Source organism: Pantoea sp. CFCC18179, from assembly GCF_059412405.1.
The window spans coordinates 264,681-281,739 of the sequence record NZ_JBNBPM010000001.1 but is presented as its reverse complement, the minus strand read 5'-3'; the positions used below and the strand labels follow the sequence as shown (position 1 = coordinate 281,739).

The 17,059-nt window shown below is 53.1% G+C and carries 16 protein-coding genes; 11 read left to right on the top strand and 5 right to left on the bottom strand.

What is annotated here, in order from left to right; genetic code table 11:
- Positions 1-112: 112 nt before the first annotated feature.
- The 6 genes from aspS to ruvB all read left to right on the top strand — a co-directional run bounded on the left by aspS (position 113) and on the right by ruvB (position 5,586).
- Positions 113-1,894: an aspartate--tRNA ligase gene (gene aspS / locus ACPUC7_RS01335; RefSeq protein ID WP_494921474.1), complete on the top strand. Its 1,782-nt coding sequence runs from the start codon at positions 113-115 to the stop codon at positions 1,892-1,894.
- Positions 1,894-2,325, top strand: a complete 432-nt coding sequence (gene nudB, locus ACPUC7_RS01330; RefSeq protein WP_494921473.1) for a dihydroneopterin triphosphate diphosphatase — start codon at positions 1,894-1,896, stop codon at positions 2,323-2,325. Before aspS ends, nudB begins: the two co-directional genes overlap by 1 nt.
- Before the next feature lie 233 nt (positions 2,326-2,558).
- A complete protein-coding gene (locus tag ACPUC7_RS01325) occupies positions 2,559-3,302 on the top strand; it encodes a YebC/PmpR family DNA-binding transcriptional regulator (RefSeq protein ID WP_494921472.1) in 744 nt (247 codons plus the stop codon).
- Between the two features lie 37 nt (positions 3,303-3,339).
- Complete coding sequence (gene ruvC, locus ACPUC7_RS01320; RefSeq protein ID WP_494921471.1) at positions 3,340-3,867, top strand: crossover junction endodeoxyribonuclease RuvC; 528 nt, start codon at positions 3,340-3,342, stop codon at positions 3,865-3,867.
- A gap of 85 nt (positions 3,868-3,952) precedes the next feature.
- Positions 3,953-4,567: a Holliday junction branch migration protein RuvA gene (ruvA, locus tag ACPUC7_RS01315; RefSeq protein ID WP_343552625.1), complete on the top strand. Its 615-nt coding sequence runs from the start codon at positions 3,953-3,955 to the stop codon at positions 4,565-4,567.
- An 8-nt stretch (positions 4,568-4,575) separates the two neighbouring features.
- The gene (gene ruvB, locus ACPUC7_RS01310) at positions 4,576-5,586 is read left to right on the top strand and encodes a Holliday junction branch migration DNA helicase RuvB (protein ID WP_494921470.1); all 1,011 of its coding nucleotides are present in this window, start codon (positions 4,576-4,578) and stop codon (positions 5,584-5,586) included.
- A gap of 6 nt (positions 5,587-5,592) precedes the next feature.
- Here the strand turns inward: ruvB and znuB are convergent, their stop codons facing one another.
- Positions 5,593-6,378 (bottom strand): zinc ABC transporter permease subunit ZnuB, encoded by a 786-nt coding sequence (gene znuB, locus ACPUC7_RS01305; RefSeq protein WP_343552627.1) that lies wholly within the window; start codon positions 6,376-6,378, stop codon positions 5,593-5,595.
- On the bottom strand, positions 6,375-7,130 hold the full coding sequence (gene znuC / locus ACPUC7_RS01300; RefSeq protein WP_494921931.1) for a zinc ABC transporter ATP-binding protein ZnuC: 756 nt from the start codon (positions 7,128-7,130) through the stop codon (positions 6,375-6,377). Before znuC ends, znuB begins: the two co-directional genes overlap by 4 nt.
- 77 nt (positions 7,131-7,207) lie before the next feature.
- Here znuC and znuA point away from each other — a divergent pair, with 77 nt between their 5' ends.
- From znuA to lpxM, 3 genes are all read left to right on the top strand, one after another.
- Positions 7,208-8,179: a zinc ABC transporter substrate-binding protein ZnuA gene (gene znuA / locus ACPUC7_RS01295; protein WP_343552628.1), complete on the top strand. Its 972-nt coding sequence runs from the start codon at positions 7,208-7,210 to the stop codon at positions 8,177-8,179.
- 13 nt (positions 8,180-8,192) lie between these two features.
- Positions 8,193-9,521 carry a murein DD-endopeptidase MepM gene (gene mepM, locus ACPUC7_RS01290; RefSeq protein WP_494921469.1) on the top strand — a complete coding sequence of 443 codons (1,329 nt, stop codon included), beginning with the start codon at positions 8,193-8,195 and terminating at the stop codon, positions 9,519-9,521.
- 126 nt (positions 9,522-9,647) lie between these two features.
- The gene (gene lpxM / locus ACPUC7_RS01285) at positions 9,648-10,625 is read left to right on the top strand and encodes a lauroyl-Kdo(2)-lipid IV(A) myristoyltransferase (RefSeq protein ID WP_494921468.1); all 978 of its coding nucleotides are present in this window, start codon (positions 9,648-9,650) and stop codon (positions 10,623-10,625) included.
- 24 nt (positions 10,626-10,649) lie between these two features.
- Here lpxM and ACPUC7_RS01280 read toward each other — a convergent pair whose 3' ends face one another.
- The 3 genes from ACPUC7_RS01280 to ACPUC7_RS01270 all read right to left on the bottom strand — a co-directional run bounded on the left by ACPUC7_RS01280 (position 10,650) and on the right by ACPUC7_RS01270 (position 14,376).
- Positions 10,650-11,885 (bottom strand): MFS transporter, encoded by a 1,236-nt coding sequence (locus ACPUC7_RS01280; protein WP_494921467.1) that lies wholly within the window; start codon positions 11,883-11,885, stop codon positions 10,650-10,652.
- Between the two features lie 86 nt (positions 11,886-11,971).
- The gene (gene pyk, locus ACPUC7_RS01275; RefSeq protein WP_343552632.1) at positions 11,972-13,414 is read right to left on the bottom strand and encodes a pyruvate kinase; all 1,443 of its coding nucleotides are present in this window, start codon (positions 13,412-13,414) and stop codon (positions 11,972-11,974) included.
- Between the two features lie 110 nt (positions 13,415-13,524).
- Positions 13,525-14,376: a MurR/RpiR family transcriptional regulator gene (locus tag ACPUC7_RS01270; RefSeq protein WP_494921466.1), complete on the bottom strand. Its 852-nt coding sequence runs from the start codon at positions 14,374-14,376 to the stop codon at positions 13,525-13,527.
- A gap of 370 nt (positions 14,377-14,746) precedes the next feature.
- Between ACPUC7_RS01270 and zwf the strand changes: the two genes are divergently transcribed.
- Both zwf and ACPUC7_RS01260 read left to right on the top strand, forming a co-directional pair.
- Positions 14,747-16,222: a glucose-6-phosphate dehydrogenase gene (gene zwf / locus ACPUC7_RS01265; RefSeq protein WP_343552634.1), complete on the top strand. Its 1,476-nt coding sequence runs from the start codon at positions 14,747-14,749 to the stop codon at positions 16,220-16,222.
- A gap of 188 nt (positions 16,223-16,410) precedes the next feature.
- On the top strand, positions 16,411-17,049 hold the full coding sequence (locus ACPUC7_RS01260; RefSeq protein WP_343552635.1) for a bifunctional 4-hydroxy-2-oxoglutarate aldolase/2-dehydro-3-deoxy-phosphogluconate aldolase: 639 nt from the start codon (positions 16,411-16,413) through the stop codon (positions 17,047-17,049).
- Positions 17,050-17,059 lie beyond the last annotated feature (10 nt).

The window sequence follows — 17,059 nt, the reverse complement described above, 5'->3', positions numbered from 1 at the left end:
TATCCTGCCTGGGTTTTTCCATTATAATAGCCGCCTTTTTTGCGGCAGCATCTCATAAGGTTACGCGGCCTGATGTTGTCTGGCAGCAGCGGCGAAGTTAAAAGGATACGTTATGCGTACAGAATATTGCGGACAGCTCAATCTGTCTCATGTGGGTCAGCAAGTCACTCTCTGCGGCTGGGTTAATCGCCGTCGCGATCTGGGTAGCCTGATTTTTATCGATATGCGCGACCGTGAAGGTATCGCCCAGGTGTTCTTCGATGCCGATCGTCAGGACGCTTTCCAGCTGGCATCTGAACTGCGTAACGAATTCTGCATCCAGATCACCGGTACCGTGCGTGCGCGTGACGAAAAAAATAAAAACAGCGATATGGCGACTGGTGAAGTCGAAGTATTCGCCCATGAACTGAACATCATCAATCGCGCGGAACCGTTGCCGCTGGACTCCAACCAGATCAACAGCGAAGAGGCGCGTTTGACCTATCGCTATCTCGACCTGCGTCGTCCGGAAATGGCACAGCGTTTGAAGACACGCGCTAAAATTACCAGCTTTGTGCGCCGCTTTATGGATGACCAAGGCTTCCTCGACATCGAAACGCCGATGCTGACCAAAGCCACGCCGGAAGGTGCGCGTGACTATTTGGTGCCAAGCCGCGTACATAAAGGCAAATTCTACGCTCTGCCGCAGTCACCACAGCTGTTCAAGCAGTTGCTGATGATGTCCGGCTTTGATCGCTACTATCAGATCGTTAAGTGCTTCCGTGACGAAGACTTACGTGCCGATCGTCAGCCAGAATTCACCCAGATCGACGTCGAAACTTCGTTCATGACGGCCGAGCAGGTGCGTGAAAAGATGGAACGTCTGATTCGCGAACTGTGGATTGATATTAAAGGCGTGGACCTCGGTGACTTCCCGCAGATGACCTTTGCGGAAGCGATGAACCGTTACGGTTCCGATAAGCCAGACTTACGTAACCCAATGGAGCTGGTGGACGTTGCCGATCTGCTGAAGAACGTGGAATTCCAGGTCTTTGCTGGTCCGGCTAACGATGCCAAAGGCCGCGTCGCAGCGCTGCGTGTGCCAGGTGGTGCGGCATTAACACGTAAGCAAATCGATGAATACGGTAAGTTTGTTGAAATCTACGGCGCGAAAGGTTTGGCGTGGATGAAGATCAACGAACGCGCCAAAGGTTTTGAAGGTGTGCAAAGTCCGGTCGCTAAGTTCCTGACGCCGGAAATTGTTGAAGCGATTCTGAACCGTACCTCAGCGCAAGATGGCGACCTGATCTTCTTCGGTGCCGACCGTGCCAAAGTGGTGGCGGATGCGCTGGGCGCGCTGCGCTTGAAAGTCGGCCGCGATCTGCAAATCACCGATGACAAAGCGTGGGCACCGTTGTGGGTTATCGACTTCCCGATGTTCGAAGAAGATGAAGAGGGCGGTCTGGCCGCGATGCACCATCCGTTCACCTCGCCGAAAGAGATGAGCGCGGAAGAACTGGCAAAAGATCCGGTGCAAGCGGTAGCGAATGCTTACGATATGGTGATTAACGGCTACGAAGTCGGTGGCGGTTCTGTGCGTATCCACAGCGGCAAAATGCAGCAAACCGTGTTCAGCATTCTCGGTATCACTGAAGAAGAGCAGCGTTTGAAGTTTGGCTTCCTGCTGGATGCGCTGAAATACGGTACGCCGCCGCACGCGGGCCTGGCGTTTGGTCTGGATCGTTTGACCATGCTGTTGACCGGCACCGATAACATCCGTGATGTGATCGCGTTCCCGAAAACCACTGCAGCAGCGTGTCTGATGACCGAAGCACCAAGCGAAGCCAACCCAGCGGCACTGCTGGATCTGGGCATTTTGGTCGCACCGAAGAAAGACAAGTTAGAGAATAAATAATGGGCTATAAACATCCGGTATCAGTGCTGGTGGTGATTTTTGCGCGAGATACTGGCCGGGTGTTAATGCTGCAGCGACGTGATGATAATAGCTTTTGGCAGTCAGTGACGGGCAGCCTGGAAGCGGGCGAAACCCCGCGCCAGGCGGCTGAGCGTGAAGTGTCAGAAGAGCTGGCTATCAACATCGCGGATGAAAAGTTAGTGCTGGATGATTGCCATAAACACATTGAGTTTGAAATCTTCCCGCACTATCGCCATCGCTATGCACCCGGCACCACGCACAATCGCGAACATTGGTTCCGATTAGCGTTGCCCGCCGAACGCGAGTTGTTGCTCAGCGAACATCTCGCCGCACGCTGGCTCGAACCCGCCGCTGCCGCAGCCCTCACCAAGTCCTGGAGTAACCGCCAGGCAATTGAAGAATTTATCTGAATGCTCGTCGCCGCGCGTTTTTCCCGCGGAAGATGAGCTAGTTTTTTATGAATCTGGTGAGCTATCACCTAACAGTATTGAACAGTCGAGCGTAATCGGCGCAGCGAGGTCGGTTACCGCCAGCGCACAGCAACCGGAGCGTACTTTTGTACGTGAGGATTGCGCGCACTGCCGGGAGCCGAGATCGCAAGTAAGATAGCTCGTGCGAAATAAAAGATCGGAGAACATGCAAGATGGCTGGACACAGTAAATGGGCAAACACCAAGCACCGCAAGGCTGCTCAGGATGCGAAACGCGGTAAAATCTTCACCAAAATCATCCGCGAGCTGGTTACCGCAGCGAAATTGGGCGGCGGCGATGCGGGCTCTAACCCACGTCTGCGCGCGGCGATGGACAAAGCGCTGTCCAACAACATGACGCGTGACACCATGAACCGTGCCATCGCGCGTGGTGTGGGCGGTGAAGATGATTCCAACATGGAAACCATCATTTATGAAGGTTACGGTCCTGGCGGTTCAGCGGTAATGATTGAGTGCCTGAGTGATAACCGTAACCGTACCGTTGGCGAAGTGCGTCATGCTTTCACCAAAACCGGCGGCAACCTGGGTACCGATGGCTCAGTTTCTTACCTGTTCAGCAAAAAAGGGGTGATCTCTTTTGCGCCAGGCATGGATGAAGATGCAGTGATGGAAGCGGCGCTGGAAGCCGGTGCTGAAGATGTGGTTGCCTATGACGATGGCGCGATTGACGTGTTCACCGCATGGGAAGAGTTGGGTGCGGTGCGTGATGCACTGGAAGCTGGCGGCCTGAAAGCGGACACGGCTGAAGTCTCGATGATTCCATCAACCAAAGCGGAAATGGATGCGGAAACTGCACCTAAACTGCTGCGTTTGATCGACATGCTGGAAGATTGCGACGATGTGCAGGAAGTTTACCATAACGGTGAAATCTCTGATGAGATCGCAGAAACGCTGTAATGGCGTTGCTTAATAACCCACTCACCGGAGACGCGCTGTGGCGATAATTCTCGGGATCGATCCCGGCTCGCGCGTCACCGGTTACGGTGTCATCCGCCAAACCGGCCGCCAGCTGAGCTATTTGGGCAGTGGCTGTATCCGCACCAGCGTCACCGATCTGCCGTCGCGCCTCAAGCTGATTTATGCGGGCGTCAGCGAAATCATTACCCAATTCTCGCCCGACTATTTCGCCATCGAACAAGTGTTTATGGCGAAGAATGCCGACTCAGCGTTAAAGCTGGGCCAGGCACGCGGTGCAGCGATTGTCGCAGCAGTGAATCATGATTTGCCGGTTTTTGAATACGCGGCACGGCAGGTGAAGCAAACCGTTACCGGTACTGGCGGCGCAGAGAAAAGCCAGGTGCAGCATATGGTGCGCACCTTGCTGAAACTGGCGGCCAATCCGCAAGCCGATGCAGCCGATGCACTGGCCATCGCCATTACGCATTGCCATATGAGCCAAAATGCGGCGCGTATGAGCGACACTAAATTAGTGATGACGCGCGGGCGGATGCGATCGGGATAAAACGAGCATCTATAAGGCTGGATATGCATCCAGCCTTTTTTGTGTTATATAAACAGGCTTACTTACAGATTAAGGAATAGCTCAGGTGATTGGTCGTTTACGAGGCAACATTCTGGAAAAACAGCCGCCGCTGGTGTTGATTGAGGCGCACGGTGTCGGTTATGAAGTGCACATGCCAATGACCTGCTTTTATGAGCTGCCGGAGATCAATCAGGAAGCGATTATCTTTACGCAGTTTGTAGTGCGTGAAGATGCGCAGTTGCTGTTTGGTTTCAATAACAAGCAGGAACGTACGCTGTTCCGTGAGCTGGTAAAAGTGAATGGCGTTGGGCCAAAACTGGCGCTGGCGATTCTTTCGGGCATGTCGGCTCAGCAGTTTGTTACCGCAGTGGAACGACAAGAGATTGCATCCCTGATTAAACTGCCTGGCGTGGGTAAAAAAACCGCCGAGCGTTTGATCGTCGAAATGAAAGACCGCTTTATTGGCATGCACGGCGATCTGTTTGGTGGTGATTCAACCTTTACGTTGACCACACCTTCAGAAGCGCAGGAGAGCAACGATGCCGAAGCCGAAGCGGTATCAGCCTTGGTAGCCTTGGGTTATAAGCCACAGGAAGCCAGCCGTATGATCAGCAAAGTCGGTAAACCAGATGCGGATTGCGAAACCCTGATTCGTGAAGCCTTGCGCGCAGCTATTTGAGGTAAAGCATGATTGAAGCCGATCGCCTGGTGTCGGGCAGTTCCTTTAATGAAGAAGAAACGCTCGACCGGGCCATTCGTCCCAAGCTGTTGGCTGAATATGTTGGCCAGCCGCAAGTGCGCGAGCAGATGGAGATTTTTATCCAGGCCGCGAAACTGCGTGGCGATGCGCTCGATCATCTGTTGATCTTCGGCCCGCCGGGATTGGGTAAAACCACGCTCGCCAACATCGTAGCCAACGAAATGGGCGTCAATTTGCGCACTACCTCGGGTCCGGTTTTGGAAAAAGCCGGCGATTTGGCGGCCATGCTCACCAACCTCGAACCGCATGACGTGTTGTTCATTGATGAAATCCACCGTTTGTCGCCGGTGGTCGAAGAAGTACTGTATCCGGCGATGGAAGATTATCAGCTGGATATCATGATTGGTGAAGGCCCGGCGGCCCGCTCAATCAAGCTTGACCTGCCACCGTTTACCTTGATTGGTGCCACTACGCGCGCCGGTTCTTTAACGTCACCGTTGCGCGACCGTTTCGGCATTGTGCAACGTCTGGAGTTCTACAATGTGCCGGATTTGCAGCACATCGTGGGGCGCAGCGCCGCTTGTTTGGGCCTGGCGCTGAGCGAAGAGGGCGCGTTGGAAATTGCCCGACGTGCGCGCGGTACACCGCGTATCGCTAACCGCCTGCTGCGTCGCGTACGTGACTTTGCCGAAGTGCGCGCCAACGGCAACCTGAGTGGTGAAGTGTCAGCCAGCGCGCTGGATATGCTCAACGTCGATAATCAAGGCTTTGATTATATGGACCGCAAACTGTTGCTGGCGATTATTGATAAGTTCTCTGGTGGACCGGTTGGTTTAGATAACCTTGCGGCAGCGATTGGTGAAGAGCGCGAAACCATCGAGGATGTGATTGAACCCTTCCTGATTCAGCAAGGATTCATTCAACGCACGCCGCGCGGCCGTATGGCGACGCAGCATGCGTATAAGCATTTCGGTATTACTCGCGAACGCGAAGAGTAACCGGATCTAAGCCGCCGGTTTTTTTGTCATGCTGATGATGAACAGCACGGCGGCACACAACACCACTGAAGGACCTGCGGGCGTATCGTAAGTGGCCGAGAAAGCCAGTCCGCCGGTTACCGCAATCACCCCGACCATCACCGCAAAACCGGCCATTTGTTCCGGCGAACGTGAGAAGCGACGCGCGGTGGCAGCAGGAATGATCAGCAGTGAGGTAATGATCAGTGCACCGACAAACTTCATTGCCACACCAATAGTTAACGCCGTCACCAGCATCAGCATCAAACGCGTGCGTTGGATGTTAACGCCATCAACCTGCGCCAGTTCCGGGCTGATAGTCATCGACAATAATGAATTCCACTGCCACGCCATCACTGCCAGCACAATCGCGACGCCGCCGCCCATCATCCATAAGTCATCTGGCGTGACGGCCAAAAGATCGCCAAACAGATAAGCCATCAAATCCACGCGTACGTTTTGCATCAGACTGACAACCACCAAGCCCAATGAAAGCGCGCTGTGCGCCATGATGCCGAGAAGCGTATCGATAGCCAAATGAGGGCGACGTTCCAGCCATACCAATCCCAACGCCAGACAAACCGTCACCAGAATCACGGCGTAATAAGGATTTACGTTGAGTAGCAAACCAAATGCCACGCCGAGCAACGACGCGTGGGCGAGGGTATCGCCAAAGTAAGACATGCGGCGCCAGACCACAAACGAGCCAAGCGGACCCGCAGCTAAAGCCAGCAGAACACCGCCGAGCCAGCCGGGTAATAACAATTCAATCATGACGGGCCATTTCCTTTGCGCAGAACGATACGTCCCTGTAAATCGTGACGGTGATTATGATGATGACGGTAAATCGCCAATTGTTGCGCGCCCCGTGGGCCAAACATCGCAATAAACTCGGGATGTTGAGACACCGCTTCGGGTGTGCCGGAACAGCAAATATGGTGGTTGAGACATAGCACTTCGTCGGTTTTTGCCATCACCAAATGCAGGTCATGGGACACCATTAGCACACCGCAATTGAGTTCGCGGCGCAGTTGGTCGATCAAATCATACAGCGCGACCTGGCCGTTAACATCAACGCCTTGCGTAGGTTCATCCAGCACTAACAGCTGCGGCTCGTTGAGCAGCGCGCGCGCCAATAACACCCGTTGCGTTTCGCCGCCCGATAGCTTTTGCAACGGGGCATTAAGCAGATGTCCGGCCTGCACGCGTTTTAGCGCGGGCAAAATGCCGTCGCGTTTGGTGCCGCGCGAAAGGCGCATAAAGCGTTCAACGGTGATGGGTAAAGTCGGATCGATATGCAGCTTTTGCGGTACATAACCAATACGCAAATTAGCGGCACGCTTGACGCTGCCGCTGGTTGGCTTGAGCAATCCAAGCACGGCACGAACCAACGTAGATTTACCCGCGCCGTTTGGGCCGAGTAGGGTGAGAATTTTCCCCGGTTCGAGCGTCAGGCTAATGTTGGCAAGCACTGGACGCTGGGAGAACTTCACAGAGATGTTTTCGAGTGTGACAAGTGGCGGCATCATATTTACGGGTTGCATTGAATTTCGAATGTTATAATATCACATTCCATCACCTGGTCACGATGGAATGAAGTATTATGTTACACAATAAAAAACGTCTTATTTTTACGCTTACTGCGGCGACAATTGCGGCTGCCAGCGCGTTACCTGCCCATTCAGCCGTAGTGGCTTCAATCAAACCTCTAGGATTTATCGCAGCCGCGATTGCAGATGGTGTTACGCCGGTTGAAGTTTTGCTGCCAGACGGCGCTTCAGAACACGATTATGCATTACGCCCATCCGATGTAAAACGTATAAAAAACGCAGACTTAGTGGTATGGGTCGGTCCAGAGATGGAAGCGTTTTTAACCAAGTCAGCGGCAGAGTTACCCGCCACTAAAAACCTCGAAATTGCGGCCTTACCGGGCATTAAACCACTATTGATAAGCGGCCATGATGATGATGAAGAAGATGAGCAGGGTCACACTCATGGCCTCGACTCAGAAAATTCTGATCATCAAGACCCGTCTGATACTCATCATCATCACGGCGAGTTTAATATGCACCTGTGGATGTCTCCAGAGATGGCAAGGCAATCTGCGGTTGCAATCCATGGAAAATTATTGGAACTTATGCCGCAAAGCAAAGCCAAACTTGACGCTAATCTGCAGCAATTTAAGGCAGAATTAGCCGATGCAGACAAACACATTGGCGCGCAGCTCGCGCCGGTGCGGAATAAGGGTTATTTCGTTTTTCACGATGCTTACAGCTACTTTGAAAAACATTACGGTTTGTCACCTTTAGGTCATTTTACCGTCAATCCTGAGATCCAACCGGGCGCCCAGCGTTTACATCAAATACGAACACAGTTGGTTGAGCAGAAAGCCGTATGCGTTTTCGCTGAGCCACAATTCAGACCAGCCGTCATCGATGCTGTGTCCCGTGGAACCTCCGTGCGTAAAGGCACACTTGATCCGTTGGGCATGGATATCAGCTTATCCAAAGACAGCTATGTGAAATTCCTTTCACAGCTGTCGAGCCAGTATGCGAGCTGCCTGAATGGAGCATGAGGAATAGGTAAAAGTGCAGCAGATAGCCCGCTCTGTCGCCCTCGCATTTAATAATTTGCCGCGCCCCCACCGCGTTATGCTGGGTTCATTAACTGTTGTTACGTTGGCCGTCGCTGTATGGCGGCCGTACGTTTATCATCCCCATGATGTCGCTCCCATCGTAAAAACCATTGCGTTGGATAAAGACGAGCTGCGCACATTGCTGCCAGAGGCCAGTGAGCCGATCGACCAAACCACCGAAGAGCCGGAGGAAGACATTCCTGCGGATGATATCGACAAAGATGTGCCGGATAATCCTAACGTACACGAGTACACCGTTTCGTCTGGCGACACCTTAAGCAGCGCGTTGAACCAGTACGGTATTGAATTAGGCGATATCAATGCGCTGGTGAGCAGCGATAAAGATCTGCGCAACATGCGTGTGGGTCAGCAGCTCAGTTGGACGTTGGATGCCGATGGTCAGTTGCAAACGTTCACTTGGGAAATGGATCGTCGTGAAACCCGAACTTATCAGCGCGCCGAAAATGGCAGCTTTAAGATGCAGCAAGAGCTGCAAAAAGGTGAATGGCAAAACAATGTCCTGAAAGGTGAAGTACGTGGCAGCTTTGCCGCCAGCGCACAACGTGCCGGTTTGAGCAGCGCAGAAACCAGCAACGTGATCAAAGCGATGCAGTGGCAGATGGATTTCCGCAAGCTGCGTGCCGGCGATGATTTCAGCGTGCTGATGTCACGTGAAATGCTGAATGGCAAAAGTGCGCAAAGCCAATTGTTGGGCGTGCGTCTGCGCACTGGCGGTAAAGATTATTATGCTTTCCGCGCGGAAGACGGCAAATTCTACGACCGCAACGGTTCCGGTCTGGCGCGTGGTTTTATGCGCTTCCCAACGGTGAAGCAGTATCGCGTTTCATCCAACTTCAATCCGCGTCGCCTCAATCCGGTAACTGGCCGCATCGCACCGCATAAAGGTGTCGATTTTGCACTGCCAATCGGCACGCCAGTATTAGCGGTGGGCGATGGTGAAGTAGTGATGGCGAAGAACGGCGGGGCAGCGGGTAATTACGTTGCCATTCGTCACGGTCGCCAATATATGACGCGCTACATGCACTTAAGCAAAGCGCTGGTCAAACCAGGACAGAAAGTAAAACGTGGCGATCGTATTGCGCTGTCAGGCAACACCGGACGTTCCACCGGGCCGCATCTGCATTATGAAGTGTGGATTAACAATCAGGCGGTCAATCCGTTAACGGCCAAGCTGCCGCGTATGGAAGGATTGACCGGCAAAGATCGCAGCACCTACATGGCGCAGGTGAAAACCTGGCAGCCTCAGCTGACGCTGAAATAACGCATTATTGCGGGCAACACGATAAAACCGACGGATTCTTCGTCGGTTTTTTGCTATCTGGCGCATGAAGATTGCAAAATTAGCCATCGTCACTATTATTGTCCGGTCATTGACAGAGGCGAGTGCATGGAAACCCGAAAAAAAAATAACAGTGAGTTTATTCCCGTTTTTCAACGATCTTTTTTGAAGCCGAAATACTGGGGCAGCTGGTTGGCGGTTGGTGCGCTGGCTGGCATGGCATTGCTTCCTGCCAAAGTACGGGATCCGATTTTGGGCGGATTGGGTAAGTTCGCCGGTAAGCTGGCAAAAAGTGCACGCCGTCGTGCGTTGATCAATCTCTATTATTGCCTGCCTGAACTGAGTGAAGCGCAGCGCGAAGAGATTGCTGCTCGTATGTTTGCTACTGCGCCGCAAGCGATGGCGATGATGGTCGAGCTGGGATTACGTAATCCGGCCCACGTGAGAAAACGCGTCGACTGGCATGGCCGCGAGATTATCGAGCAGTTACAGGCGAAAAAAGAAAACGTCATTTTCCTCGTGCCACACGGTTGGGGTGTCGATATCCCGGCGATGCTGTTGGCATCAGAAGGGCAGATGATGGCAGCCATGTTCCACAATCAAAGCGATCCGTTGATGGATTACCTTTGGAATACTGTTCGACGCCGTTTCGGTGGCCGCATGCATGCGCGTAATGACGGCATCAAACCGTTTATCGCCTCGGTGCGTCAAGGTTATTACGGTTACTACCTGCCGGATCAGGATCACGGCCCAGAGCACAGCGAATTCGTTGATTTCTTTGCGACTTACAAAGCTACCTTGCCGGCGGTCGGTCGCTTGATGAAAGTGTGTCGTGCGCGCGTGGTGCCGTTGTTCCCGGTGTATAACAGCGAAACGCATCGGCTGGAAATCTATGTACGTCCGCCAATGGATGATCTGTTGGATGCTGATGACAACACGCTGGCGCGTCGTATGAATGAAGAAGTGGAAGTGTTTGTCCGTCCACATCCTGAACAGTACACGTGGATTTTGAAACTGCTGAAAACCCGCAAGGACGGCGATATCGAGCCGTATGCGCGCAAAGAACTTTATCCACGCAAGAAGTAAAAAAGGGGCCGTTTGGCCCCTTTGTCATTCAATTGCTTCCACGTGACTACGACGCTTGCGTTCGCGCAGGAATAACGTCACCAGACCAAACCACAACACGCCCGCGGTAAAGTTGATGCCGCTAAACCACGGTGTGCCGCCGCTGAAATAGCCGCTTTTAGCCAGTTCGATGCCAATTGCCAAGGTCAGAATACTGATCATGCCGAGCATCGCCGCCACGCTGCCTTTGCCTTCATTACTGGAGTAAAGCGTCAAACGATACAGCCCAGCATTCACCATCCCCGCACCAAATGCATACAAACTCAAACCGGCAGTCAGCAACAGATAAGTATGGCTATTGAGCAGGTTTGCCAGCAACGCGATGCTCAAGCCAATTAAAATCGGCCAGGCGGCGAATTTCACCGGTTGTTCAATCGGTACGCGGCCTGCCAGTTTACCCAGCGTGATGTTACCGGCAATCATCGCCAGAAATACTGGCAGTTGCAGTAACGCATACTGCATGCGTGATAAGCCTTCATCGTGCATCAAAATTACTGGCGACAGCGCCACCCACGTCAGAATCGGGATAAACACCAATCCAATGGCAAACGATCCGTACATCACCTGACGATCGCGGAACAAACGGCCGTAGCCGCGTGCCAGCGTCGGCAAGGCGATGGAGTGGCTACGATCGCCTGCGGTTTCAGGCATCACTCGCCACAACAGCGCAAAAGCAATCACACTGCAAATCGCAAACAGCCAGAACATGCTGCGCCATTCGCCCACGGTCAGCCACGCTGCGCCGGCCAGCGGACCGGCCAACGGTGCCAGCAACGCGACATTGGCCATCAGCGCCATCATGCGCACTGCCAGCGCTTCATCAAACGCTTCCTGCACGGCCGCATAGCTGACAGCCCCGATAAAGCACAAGCTGATGCCTTGTACGAATCGCAGTGCGACGAACTCTTCAATATTGCTGACCCAGGTAGTCAGGATGCAGGCCGCTGCAAAAAACAGGATGCCAAACAGCAACACCGGGCGGCGACCATATTTATCCGATAGCGGCCCCAGCAGCCATTGCAGCACCACACCGCCCATCAAATAGGCGGTAAGCGAAGTTGAAACCCATTCCGGGCCAACACTGAACTCAGAGGTGACCAGCAGCATGCCGGGCTGGATCATGTCATGGGCGATATAGGTGGCGAACTCAAACAGCACCAGTGCGAGCGGGAACAGCAGCACGCGCCCAGAGAGTTGGGTTATAGGTTGATAGCGGGCCATCTGGCCTCCTTGTCAAAAAAATAAAAACGCGACTGCCAGGCAGTCGCGTTTGTCCATGTTGTTACAGCCGCTGTCAAAAAGGCGTATTAATCTACGCGCAGAACACGGCTGGTATTAGTGGTGCCGGTGGTCGCCATCACGTCGCCCTGGGTAACAATCACCAGATCGCCAGAGACGAGGAAACCTTTGTCGCGCAGCAGATTGACTGCATCATGCGCGGCGGCAACACCATCATTGTTGCTGTCGAAGAACACCGGCGTCACACCGCGATACAGCGCGGTGAGGTTTAGCGTACGTTCGTGACGTGACATTGCGAAGATCGGCAAACCGGACGTGATACGAGAAGTCATCAGCGCGGTACGGCCCGATTCGGTCATGGTGATAATTGCCGAAACGCCTTGTAGATGGTTGGCGGCATACATCGCTGACATGGCAATCGCTTCTTCAACGTTATCGAACTGCACGTCAAGGCGATGCTTAGACACGTTTACGCTGGGGATTTTTTCCGCGCCGATACACACTTTCGCCATCGCAGAAACGGTTTCTGCTGGATATTGGCCCGCCGCGGTTTCTGCTGACAGCATGACCGCATCCGTCCCATCCAGTACGGCGTTCGCCACGTCCATGACTTCGGCGCGGGTTGGCATTGGATTGGTGATCATCGATTCCATCATCTGCGTTGCAGTAATGATGGTGCGGTTCAACTGACGTGCACGGCGGATCAACGCTTTCTGGATGCCGACCAATTCTGGATCGCCAATTTCCACGCCGAGATCGCCACGCGCCACCATTACTACGTCAGAAGCGAGGATGATGTCATCCATGGCTTCTTGTGACGCGACGGCTTCAGCACGTTCTACTTTGGCCACCAGTTTGGCATCGCAACCGGCATCGCGCGCCAGACGACGTGCGTAGTTCATGTCTTCACCGTTACGCGGGAAAGAAACGGCCAGGTAATCCACGCCAATTTTGGCAGCGGTGATGATATCGACTTTATCTTTCTCTGTCAGCGCGTCCGCAGACAAGCCGCCGCCGAGTTTGTTGATGCCTTTATTGTTGGAGAGCGGGCCGCCGACGGTGACTTCGGTGAACACTTTTACGCCCTGAACTTCCAACACTTTCAGCTGTACGCGGCCATCATCCAGCAGCAGGATATCGCCTGGCACCACGTCTTCTGGCAGGCCTTTGTAGTCGATGCCGACTTTTTCTTTGTCGCCTTCGCCTTTGCTCAAATCGGCATCCAGCAGGAAGCGGTCGCCGACGTTCAGGAATACTTTGCCTTCTTTGAAGGTCGATACGCGGATTTTAGGACCCTGCAAGTCGCCGAGAATGGCAACGTGGCGGCCAAGTTTGGCTGCAATCTCACGTACTTTGTTGGCACGCTGTTGGTGATCTTCTGGTGTGCCGTGAGAGAAATTGAGTCGAACAACGTTAGCACCCGCCGCGATGATTTTTTCGAGGTTATTGTCACGATCGGTAGCTGGACCGAGGGTAGTAACGATCTTGGTTCTTCTGAGACGTCTAGACATGAAGGACTCCGTTGGCAAAGTAGCGTGCCGCTCTCAAGTGACACGTTGTGTTCATCTATTCTATAGATTGATGGGCTGTGATTCGACTCACATTGTGAATGTGATGTTAATTATTTTCCTGCATCTGCTTTTTCCAGGCGCGAATCTTTCAGTGCTTCTTTCACTCGCTGCAAATTTTCACGAAAAGCGCTGCCGCGCTCAAGGGAAAAACCCGTCGCCAGCACATCTATCATGGTCAGTTGGGCCAGGCGGGACACCATCGGCAGGTAGATATCGGTATCTTCAGGGACGTCCAGCGTTAAAGCCAGCGTCGCTTCTGCCGCCAGCGGTGAACCCGGAGACGTGATTGCCAGCACTGTGGAAGCGTTTACACGCGCCAGGCGAGCAAGTTCTATCATATTTTTGGTGCGACCTGTATGCGAGATAAGAACAAACACATCATTTGGGCCACTATTTATGCAACTCATGCGCTGGATCACAATATCTTCCGACCAGATGACCGGCAGATTAAAGCGCAGAAATTTATTGGTGGCATCGTGCGCCACCACAGCGGAGGCACCTAAGCCAAAAAAGGCGATTTTATGCGCTTGCGTCAGCGCTTCTACCGCTTGCTGAATCACGGCTAAATCGAGCTGCTGGCTGACGCGGCTTAAACCTGCCAAGGCGGAGTCGAATATTTTATGGCTATAACTTTCGACACTGTCATTTTCTTCCACATCGCGGCTTACCCAGCTCGGTGCTTTCACCAGGCTTTGTGCGAGTTGCAGTTTGAAGTCGGGGAAGCCGCGCGAACCCATGCGATGGCAGAAGCGATTAACGGTGGGTTCGCTCACATCAGCGGCACGCGCCAGCGTTGCAATGCTCGAGTGCATCGCTTGTTGTGGATCAGCCAGAATTTGCTCTGCCACTTTGCGTTCTGATTTACTCAGTGAATCCAACTGCCTCTGAATCTGTTCCAGCATGGTTTAACCTAATGACCGTTAATCACTTTTCTGCGCTCACCCCGAGGTGAAATCGCTGCCAATTCTCAAGAATATACCGTGTAATACCGGCGCGCACGCAGCGGAGGACAAATGTAAACGCGAATTTTTTGCGATACTTTGATCGCTGACGTGTTTTGTCTCGACAATAATCGAAACAGAAAATCTGGATAAAACGCACACGACAACACACGTAACACCTTTATTACGTTCACAGTTAACGCCAGCAAACCGCGCGTTCGGGTTGTCCTGAACCAGCGAAAAACGTACATTGTGCTGTAAGAAAATTACAATAAGGACCCGGCGAGAAATGAATGTTAAGCCGGGTATATCCTGCAACGAGGAGAGGAAAATGGCGGTTACACAAACAGCCCAGGCATGCGATCTGGTGATTTTCGGTGCCAAAGGCGATCTTGCGCGCCGTAAACTGTTGCCATCACTGTATCAGCTGGAAAAAGCCGGTCAGATTCATGAAACCACGCGCATTATTGGCGTCGGTCGCGCGGATTGGGACAAAGCCGCGTACACCAAAGTGGTTCGTGAAGCGCTGGAAACCTTCATGAAAGAGAAGATTGATGAAGCGCTGTGGGACACCCTCAGTAGCCGCCTCGACTTCTGCAACCTCGACGTAAATGACACCTCGCATTTCACCAAACTGGGCAAGATGCTTGACCAGAAAAACCGCGTCACCATTAACTACTTCGCAATGCCGCCTAGCACCTTTGGCGCGATTTGTGATGGCTTAGGCGCCGCCAAACTGAACGCCAAACCTGCTCGCGTAGTGATGGAAAAACCGCTCGGCACCTCATTAGAAACCTCGCAAGAGATCAATGACAGCGTCGGCAAATATTTCGAAGAGAGCCAGGTTTTCCGTATCGACCACTATCTCGGCAAAGAGACAGTATTGAACCTGCTGGCGCTGCGCTTCGCCAACTCAATCTTCGTCAACAATTGGGACAACCGCACCATCGACCACGTGCAGATCACCGTGGCGGAAGAAGTCGGTATCGAAGGGCGTTGGGGTTACTTCGATAAAGCTGGCCAGATGCGCGATATGATTCAGAACCATCTGTTGCAAATCCTCACCATGATTGCCATGTCGCCGCCGTCCGATCTCAGCGCCGATGCGATTCGTGACGAGAAGGTGAAAGTGCTGCGTTCACTGCGCCGTATCGATCAAACCAACGTGCGCGATAAAACCGTGCGTGGTCAATACACCGCGGGCTTTGTGCAGGGCAAAAAAGTGCCGGGTTATCTGGAAGAAGAGGGCGCGAACAAGCAGAGCGCGACCGAGAGCTTCGTGGCGATCCGTGTCGATATCGATAACTGGCGTTGGGCTGGCGTGCCGTTCTACCTGCGTACCGGTAAGCGTTTGCCGACCAAATGTTCTGAAGTGGTGGTTTACTTTAAGAACCCAGAAATGAACCTGTTCAAAGATTCCTACGCTGAACTGCCGCAGAACAAGCTAACCATTCGTCTGCAACCGGACGAAGGCGTGGATATCGAAATCCTGAATAAAGTGCCGGGACTCGATCACAAGCATAAGTTGCAGACCACCAAACTGGATCTGAGCTACTCCGAAACCTTCAACCAGTCGCATTTGGCCGATGCTTATGAGCGTCTGTTGCTGGAAACCATGCGCGGTATTCAGGCGCTGTTCGTGCGTCGTGATGAAGTTGAAGCGGCTTGGGGTTGGGTCGATTCGATTATTGATGCGTGGAATGCCGATGCAGAAGCGCCGAAACCGTATCAGGCGGGCACCTGGGGCCCAGTGGCTTCGGTGGCAATGATCACGCGTGATGGTCGTTCCTGGAACGAGTTCGAATAATTAACTTATGTAGAGCCCGCCGAATGTGCGGGCTTTTTTTTTGCCCATAATTCATTTTTCTTAAAAATGAACTCGAGTTTCAAAAAAAATTGATATCCAATGGACGCCGCTCCAGCCAATCTTGTATGGTAGGTCCCAATTATCGACAGCGTGGTCATACGCCGTGCTGATGCTCTTAAGGAAACGTGATGAAGAACTGGAAAACGAGTGCTGAACAGATCCTGACAACTGGCCCGGTTGTGCCGGTTATCGTAGTTAATAAGCTGGAACATGCAGTGCCGATGGCGAAAGCGTTGGTTGCTGGCGGCGTGCGCGTGCTGGAAGTGACGCTGCGTACTCCTGTCGCTATGGATGCGCTGCGCGCGATGATCAAAGAAGTGCCTGAAGCGATTGTCGGCGCAGGTACGGTGATTAACACCCAGCAATTGAAAGAAGTCACCGATGCGGGCGCGCAATTTGTCATTAGCCCGGGCTTAACCGAGCCACTGCTGAAAGCGGCGGTAGAAGGTCCGGTACCGTTGATTCCTGGCATTAGCACGGTTTCAGAGCTGATGCTCGGAATGGATTACGGTCTGCGCGAGTTTAAGTTCTTCCCGGCGGAAGCTAACGGCGGTGTGAAAGCGCTGTCGGCGATTGGCGGACCGTTCCCCCAAGTGCGTTTCTGCCCGACCGGCGGCATTTCTCCGGCTAATTATCGAGATTATCTGGCGCTGAAAAGTGTGCTGTGTATCGGTGGATCGTGGCTGGTGCCGAACGATGCGCTGGAAAGCGGCGACTGGGATCGTATTACACGTCTGGCGCGTGAAGCGGTTGAAGGCGCTAAATAAACGATGTGGC

Coding starts and splice junctions, on each gene's coding strand:
- nudB (WP_494921473.1), top strand. CDS start 1,894: ATGGGCTATAAACATCCGGTATCAGTGCTGGTGGTGATTTTTGCGCGA.
- znuC (WP_494921931.1), bottom strand. CDS start 7,130: ATGCCGCCACTTGTCACACTCGAAAACATCTCTGTGAAGTTCTCCCAG.
- ACPUC7_RS01325 (WP_494921472.1), top strand. CDS start 2,559: ATGGCTGGACACAGTAAATGGGCAAACACCAAGCACCGCAAGGCTGCT.
- ACPUC7_RS01270 (WP_494921466.1), bottom strand. CDS start 14,376: ATGCTGGAACAGATTCAGAGGCAGTTGGATTCACTGAGTAAATCAGAA.
- lpxM (WP_494921468.1), top strand. CDS start 9,648: ATGGAAACCCGAAAAAAAAATAACAGTGAGTTTATTCCCGTTTTTCAA.
- pyk (WP_343552632.1), bottom strand. CDS start 13,414: ATGTCTAGACGTCTCAGAAGAACCAAGATCGTTACTACCCTCGGTCCA.
- aspS (WP_494921474.1), top strand. CDS start 113: ATGCGTACAGAATATTGCGGACAGCTCAATCTGTCTCATGTGGGTCAG.
- znuA (WP_343552628.1), top strand. CDS start 7,208: ATGTTACACAATAAAAAACGTCTTATTTTTACGCTTACTGCGGCGACA.
- ruvB (WP_494921470.1), top strand. CDS start 4,576: ATGATTGAAGCCGATCGCCTGGTGTCGGGCAGTTCCTTTAATGAAGAA.
- ACPUC7_RS01260 (WP_343552635.1), top strand. CDS start 16,411: ATGAAGAACTGGAAAACGAGTGCTGAACAGATCCTGACAACTGGCCCG.
- zwf (WP_343552634.1), top strand. CDS start 14,747: ATGGCGGTTACACAAACAGCCCAGGCATGCGATCTGGTGATTTTCGGT.
- znuB (WP_343552627.1), bottom strand. CDS start 6,378: ATGATTGAATTGTTATTACCCGGCTGGCTCGGCGGTGTTCTGCTGGCT.
- ACPUC7_RS01280 (WP_494921467.1), bottom strand. CDS start 11,885: ATGGCCCGCTATCAACCTATAACCCAACTCTCTGGGCGCGTGCTGCTG.